The organism is Holdemania sp. (assembly GCF_986127675.1).
The window spans coordinates 1-5,941 of record NZ_CFQZWI010000137.1 but is presented as its reverse complement, the minus strand read 5'-3'; the positions used below and the strand labels follow the sequence as shown (position 1 = coordinate 5,941).

Annotated in this window: 6 protein-coding genes; 5 read left to right on the top strand and 1 reads right to left on the bottom strand. The window is 54.4% G+C overall.

Annotated elements, in window-relative coordinates; all coding sequences use genetic code 11:
- The first annotated feature begins 308 nt into the window (after positions 1 to 308).
- Positions 309 to 1,460: a M20 family metallopeptidase gene (locus AC5OW4_RS14055; RefSeq protein WP_229100744.1), complete on the top strand. Its 1,152-nt coding sequence runs from the start codon at positions 309 to 311 to the stop codon at positions 1,458 to 1,460.
- Here AC5OW4_RS14055 and murB read toward each other — a convergent pair.
- The gene (gene murB / locus AC5OW4_RS14050) at positions 1,457 to 2,356 is read right to left on the bottom strand and encodes a UDP-N-acetylmuramate dehydrogenase (protein ID WP_072684307.1); all 900 of its coding nucleotides are present in this window, start codon (positions 2,354 to 2,356) and stop codon (positions 1,457 to 1,459) included. The genes AC5OW4_RS14055 and murB overlap by 4 nt on opposite strands.
- A gap of 111 nt (positions 2,357 to 2,467) precedes the next feature.
- Between murB and AC5OW4_RS14045 the strand changes: the two genes are divergently transcribed.
- From AC5OW4_RS14045 to AC5OW4_RS14030, 4 genes are all read left to right on the top strand, one after another.
- Positions 2,468 to 3,655, top strand: a complete 1,188-nt coding sequence (locus AC5OW4_RS14045; RefSeq protein WP_195548261.1) for a type II secretion system F family protein — start codon at positions 2,468 to 2,470, stop codon at positions 3,653 to 3,655.
- Between the two features lie 14 nt (positions 3,656 to 3,669).
- Complete coding sequence (pilM, locus tag AC5OW4_RS14040) at positions 3,670 to 5,094, top strand: pilus assembly protein PilM (RefSeq protein ID WP_139248603.1); 1,425 nt, start codon at positions 3,670 to 3,672, stop codon at positions 5,092 to 5,094.
- Complete coding sequence (locus AC5OW4_RS14035; protein WP_072684310.1) at positions 5,091 to 5,645, top strand: type II secretion system protein M; 555 nt, start codon at positions 5,091 to 5,093, stop codon at positions 5,643 to 5,645. Before pilM ends, AC5OW4_RS14035 begins: the two co-directional genes overlap by 4 nt.
- A gap of 23 nt (positions 5,646 to 5,668) precedes the next feature.
- The coding region (locus AC5OW4_RS14030; RefSeq protein ID WP_493677112.1) for a hypothetical protein at positions 5,669 to 5,941 on the top strand (273 nt) is incomplete at its 3' end.

The following is a 5,941-nucleotide window of genomic DNA, read 5'->3' as shown; positions in this document are numbered from 1 at the left end:
GTGCTCTTCCGATCTCTGACCGTCGTCGCGCAGACCGTTGTGCCGCAGTACGCGGAAACCGTGCGGGCAGTTGTCCTGTGCGGTACCCTGATTTATGAACTGATCGGTCCGAGCGTGTCCAAGTGGGCGCTGACGCAGGCGGGCGAGATCGTGGAATAAGAATGAAGCAGAGCGTTCGTTTTGAGACGATGTTCTGCTTTTTCTCTGCCGGAAAGAAAAAGAAATCCGAAATCGTGATCGGATTTAAGCGGAAAGACGTGACAAACAGGATGGAACATGATAAATTTTTAACCATGAGGTGAATGGGTATGAAAGAACAATGCAAGACATGGGTTAAGCAGCATCTTGACGAAGGGATGGAGCTGGTCAAGGCGATGTATGAGCATCCTGAACTGGGCGATCAGGAATTTGAATCAATGGCGCTGCTATGCGAAAAACTGGAACAGCTGGGGTTTGCGGTGGAGCGGAGCTATCTGCTTCCGACCGGCTTCATCGGCCGCTATGATTCTGGAAAGCCGGGACCGAAAATCGCGTTTTTATGCGAATACGATGCGCTGCCGGAGGTCGGCCACGGCTGCGGCCACAACCTGATCGCGGCGATCGGCGTGCTGGCGGGCGGCGCTTATAAAGCGGTGATCGATCAGCTGGGCGGAGAAGTTCGGGTAATCGGGACGCCGGCCGAGGAAAACTTCGGCGGCAAGGTGCGGATGGCCGAGAAGGGCTGCTTCGACGATCTTGATGCGGCGATGATGATCCATCCGGGCACGGAAAACCGGCTGGGCGGCAGAACCAACGCGCTGATGCCGCTGAAATTTGAATTCTTTGGCAAAAACGCACACGCCTGCCACCCGCAGGAAGGCCGCAGCGCGCTGGACGCGGCGGTCAATACGTTTGTCGCAATCAACATGCTGCGGCAGTTTATGGAACCGGGCAGCTTTATTCACGGAATCGTCAAGGACGGCGGGGAAGCGGCCAACGTCATCCCGGCCTATGCGTCGCTGGAATACTATTTCCGCGCGCCGACGATGGCGGAGGCGAAGGCGATGTCGCAGCGGGCGGTGGAGTGCGCCGAGGGGGCTTGCCAGATGGCCGGGACGACCTTGAAAACAAGCATGTACGAATGTCCGTACGAAGACAATAAAATCAATTATACACTGTGCAAATTGCTGGAAAAACAATATGCCGAACTGGGCTTAAGCGACATCCAGCCGGTCGACGAGGTGCCGGGCGGTTCCAGCGATATCGGCGCGGTCAGCTACCGCTGTCCGGCGCTGCACGGATATATCCAGATCTGCGGATGTGAAGTGACAGGTCATTCCCGCGAGATGGCGGCCGCGACGATCAGTCCGCAGGGGTGCGCAGGGTTGGAAAACGGCGCCAGCGCGCTGGCGATGTGCGCGGTTGAGCTGGCCTCGGATCCGCAGCTGCTGCGGCAGGTCAAGGAAGAATTCGCGCGTTAAAGCGTTTCAATTTCACATTCCAGAACGACGGAGGTCTGATCGAAGACCTCCTTTTGTATGTGCGCGACCAACGCCGTGACATCGCCGCTGGAAGCCTGATTGCGGTTGATGATAAAGCCGGCGTGTTTTTCCGAAACCTGCGCGCCGCCGATCTGTTTACCTTTGAGGCCGCACTGGTCGATCAGGGCCGAGGCGTAATGACCGGCGGGGCGCTTAAACACACTGCCGGCGCTGGGATAGTCCAGCGGCTGCCTGGCGGTGCGGCGGGCCATGGTTTCTTCCATGAGTGCTTTGATTTCCTGGCGGCGGCCCGGCGTCAGACGAAAGACGGCGCTGACTAACACATGGTTTTGATCATTGAGCAGGCTGGAACGATAGCCGAAGCGCAGCTGATCGCGGGTGAAGGTTTTTTCTTCACCGTCGACTAAAACCTGGGCGGATTCCAGAATCTCTGAAAGCTCTGTGCCGAAAGCACCGCTGTTGTTGTGCAGCGCGCCCCCGACGCTGCCGGGAATTCCATACAAACGTTCCAGTCCGGATAATTCCGCCTGCATCGCGCCGTTGCACAGCCGCTTGATCGTGAGTCCGGCGTCCGCCCGCAGCAGCGTGCCTTTCCGCCTCAGTCCGGCCCAGTTGGACCGCAGCAGGATGATCATCCCCGGATAGCCGGCGGTTGGGATCAGAACGTTGCTGGCCTGACCTAAAATCCGGTAGGGAATTTCCGCCCGCGCCGCACAAACCACACAGTCCCGCAGCTTGGCAGCAGTGTCGGGCAGTGCGACTAACTCCGCCGGCCCGCCGATATGAAACGACGTGTACGGCGCCATCGTCACCCGCCGCTGCAGTTCAATATTTTTCTGTTGAAGCTCCTGAATCAGATTTAAGTCAATACGCATAGTCTCTCTCCTTTAAAAATGTTAGAAGTTTACGGCTGAATTCTGGGCAGACATCCTTAAAGATGATATAATAATAAAAATGATCTAACCGAAATGAAGGATGTGTGTTGAATGGAGTCCTATCTTTATACGGCAGTGAACAACGAAGGAAAAAAAGTACGGGGCGAGAAGCGGGCGGAAGACGTCGTGCATCTCTACTCGCTGTTGAATAACGAAGGGCTGTATTGTCTCAACGCCCACCGCAAGGCACAATGGGAAACCCAGACGGTAAAACCGAAAAATCAGGAGCTTTCTCTGATGTGCAAGCAGCTGTCAGCGATGTTAAGCTCAGGGATTCCGTTAGTCAACGCCCTGGAAATGCTGCGGCAGAAAAGTGATAAGAAGAAAATGAAGAAGCTGTATGCTCAGCTGGTCGAGGAAGTGCGCAAAGGCTCTTCGCTGACGCTGGCGATGAAGCAATGTCAGCAGGCGTTTCCGCCGCTGTTGATCTATCTGGTGCAGGCTGGAGAGATGAACGGAACGCTGGATTCGGTCATGGAGCGCATGGCGGGGCATTACGACAAAGAATATAAGCTGCGCAACAAGGTCACCTCTGCTTTAATCTATCCGATTATGCTGCTGGTGGTGACCGTTGCCGTCATCCTTGCGCTGATGACTTCCGTTGTGCCGAGCTTTTTGAGCATGGTCGGGGATATGGAGCTGCCGTGGAATACGCTGCTGCTGATCTCCATGAGCAATTTCATCGTCGCTTACTGGCCGTTTCTGCTCTTAGGCGTGCTGGTGGCGATCCTCGGTTTCCGGATGGCCTTGAAAGTGCCGGCAATCCGCCGGGGCTTCGATGAGATTAAAGTAAAATTTCCGGTGTTTGGAACGCTGAACCGGATCGTTGCGACCTCGCGGTTTGCGCGGACGTTTTCCTCGCTGTATTCCAGCGGAATTTCCGTCATTGATTCGCTGCAGGTATCCGGCGACGTCTTAAATAACAGCTATTTTACCGAAAAGGTGAACTGGATCTGTGAACGGGTGCGGCGGGGTGAGATGCTCTCCCGTTCGATTGAAGCTTCTGAAGCGTTCGATCCCTTGCTGAACTCGATGATGTATGTCGGCGAGGAATCCGGATCGCTGGAGGAAGTGCTGAATTCAATCTCGGATTATTACGATACGGAAGCGGACAACGCGACGCAGAAGATGGTCGCGCTGATGGAGCCGATCATGATCGTGATTCTGGCGATCATCATCTTCTTCGTTATTATTTCCATCATCATGCCAATTTATGATTCCTACGGGATGATCGCATAGCAGGGGGAAGCATTATGATACTATTGCATATTATGCAGCGGCATGCCGTTGTGGTTTGGGGAAAAGCAAAAAAACATGCGCTGGAGGTTCAGCGCACGCATTCCTGCGCGATTCCCGAAGGTTTATTGATCAACGGCTTTATCCAGAATGAGGAAGCCTTTGCCCAATGGGCGAAAACGATGGTTTCCGAGCTGGGACTCAAAGGCAAAAAAGTAACGGTGATTGCCGACAGCACGGCGGTGATCTACCGTCAGATCGAAACGCCGAAACTCAAGGCGAAGGCATTGGAAAAGAACCTCTATTTCAATTTGGCCCGCCAGATCGGCAACATCACAGAAAATACCGTTGATTACGCGATTTTGCCGCAGGCGGAAAACGGCAGCGAAAGTCTGACGGTCGTCGTCCCGCAGTCGTATGGCGATACTTACAGCAAAGCGCTGAAAGCGGCGGGCCTCAAGCCGCAGCGGATGATCACCTCGACGCTGGCGTTAATCCAGGCGGGAATGCGGTTAAATGAAGAAAAGACCGCGATTTATTCGTGGTGTTCGGACGAAGTCTGCACGTCGGTTTTATTCAATAACGGCCGCTTCATGTTTTCCAACGTGTTCCGCTTTGATCGCAATCAGACGCCGCTGGCCGTCATGAACGAGCGGATTTCCCAGCTTGTCCAATTCCAGCGGATTAAGAATCCCGATTCGCCCGTGGAGCTGGTGCGGGTCGGTGTGCCGGAGAACGCCGAGTCAATCGCCGGCGAGCTGACGCAGCTGCTGCGGCTGCCGACCGAGATCTTCCCGGCAGTCAGCGGCTTGAGCGCATCCGAGGTTTCCTCGCAGGTCTGCGCGGTATATGGTCTGGCGATGCTGGCGCGGCCTTACGACCTGTTCAGGGGAATTGATCATCAGCGCTATACCGAGGCTTACCAACGGCGCCGCAGCCTGCGCGTGATTCTCGGGCTGTTTGTCGTTAACGCCTTCCTTCTTGCGATCCTTTGCTATCGGCAATTCGCTTTGAATCAGATTGAGGACAACGCGATCAGGCAGGTGCAGGCGCAGCTGCAGCTGCCCGAGCGGCTGCAGCAGTATGACGACGCGCTGATGCTGTCGAGTGAAAATACGCTGACCCGTCAGCAGATTGAAGACGCGCTTCAGGTGCTGCAGTACAGCGAACAGACTGAACAGTTTTCCAAGACGCTGTTCGAGCAGATTCAGGCGCTGCGTCCCAAGGACGTCGCGATCAGCGGACTGCAGGTTCAGGATGGTCTGGCCGTTCAGCTGACCTGTACGGCAGGCAGCCGGCTTTCCCCATCTCAATACGCGCAGGATCTGCGTTCGACAAACTGGTTTGCGGATGTGAATTATACCGGCTTTACCTATAACGAAAGCAAGAAGAACTACAATTTCCTGATCACATTGACGCTGAAAGGGGTGGACGCGGAATGAAACTCTCTGAACGTGAGAAAATCTTACTGGTCGTCCTGGCGTTTATGTTATTGAACGTGATTGGCATTCAGTTTATTTTGACCCCGATGCAGCAAAAACATGAGGATTTAGTCAGCGAGCGCGCTCAGATTGAAGACGAGCTGGCGCAGCAGCAGCTGATGATCGACATGCTGGACGCCTTGAATCAGGATCATGTGGATCTGGCGGTTCAGCTGCAGAATCTGGCCGACCGCTTCGTGCCGCCGAAGTATTCGGAATTGAAAGACGAATACCTGTATGAAACGATGGCCGATTTTATCAAACAATGGGATTCTCTGACGATCTCGGATCTGACCTATGCGATGCTTCCCGGCAGCGAACAGGCATTAAGCGTCGTGCTGATGGTGGAAGCGGATTTCACGGTCACTGGTTCGATGGATCAGATGATCGGCGCGATGGATAAGATCCAGCAGCTGCCGCAGGTCATTTCGATTACGTCTCTGTCGGTGAACGAGAAAGAAAAGCAGATGCAGGGTTCGTTTCATATCCAGTTCTACACGTTTAACGATTAACTAAAGAGAAAGGGGGTGTCGCAATGCGGTCAAAACAGGGAAGCACATTGTTGCTGACAATCTGTCTTTTTATGGTGTTTCTGATTTTTGCCGCCGCTCTGATTCCTCTTTCCCGCCGGGCTTTTCAGCAGACGGCCGCGGACGTGACCCAGCAGCAGGCGGATTATATTGCCCAAAGCGCAGTGGAGGCGCTGATCACGCAGCTGGATGAAGAAAATCTGCGGCAGACGCTGATCAAGGTTGTACAAAGAACTCAAGATCAGGTTGTGAGTGATTGGGCAGATCGGAAGAGCGTC

What these genes read in the sequence shown, in the direction of transcription:
- AC5OW4_RS14055 (WP_229100744.1), top strand. Translation starts at nt 309, where the DNA reads ATGAAAGAACAATGCAAGACATGGGTTAAGCAGCATCTTGACGAAGGG.
- murB (WP_072684307.1), bottom strand. Translation starts at nt 2,356, where the DNA reads ATGCGTATTGACTTAAATCTGATTCAGGAGCTTCAACAGAAAAATATT.
- AC5OW4_RS14045 (WP_195548261.1), top strand. Translation starts at nt 2,468, where the DNA reads ATGGAGTCCTATCTTTATACGGCAGTGAACAACGAAGGAAAAAAAGTA.
- pilM (WP_139248603.1), top strand. Translation starts at nt 3,670, where the DNA reads ATGATACTATTGCATATTATGCAGCGGCATGCCGTTGTGGTTTGGGGA.
- AC5OW4_RS14035 (WP_072684310.1), top strand. Translation starts at nt 5,091, where the DNA reads ATGAAACTCTCTGAACGTGAGAAAATCTTACTGGTCGTCCTGGCGTTT.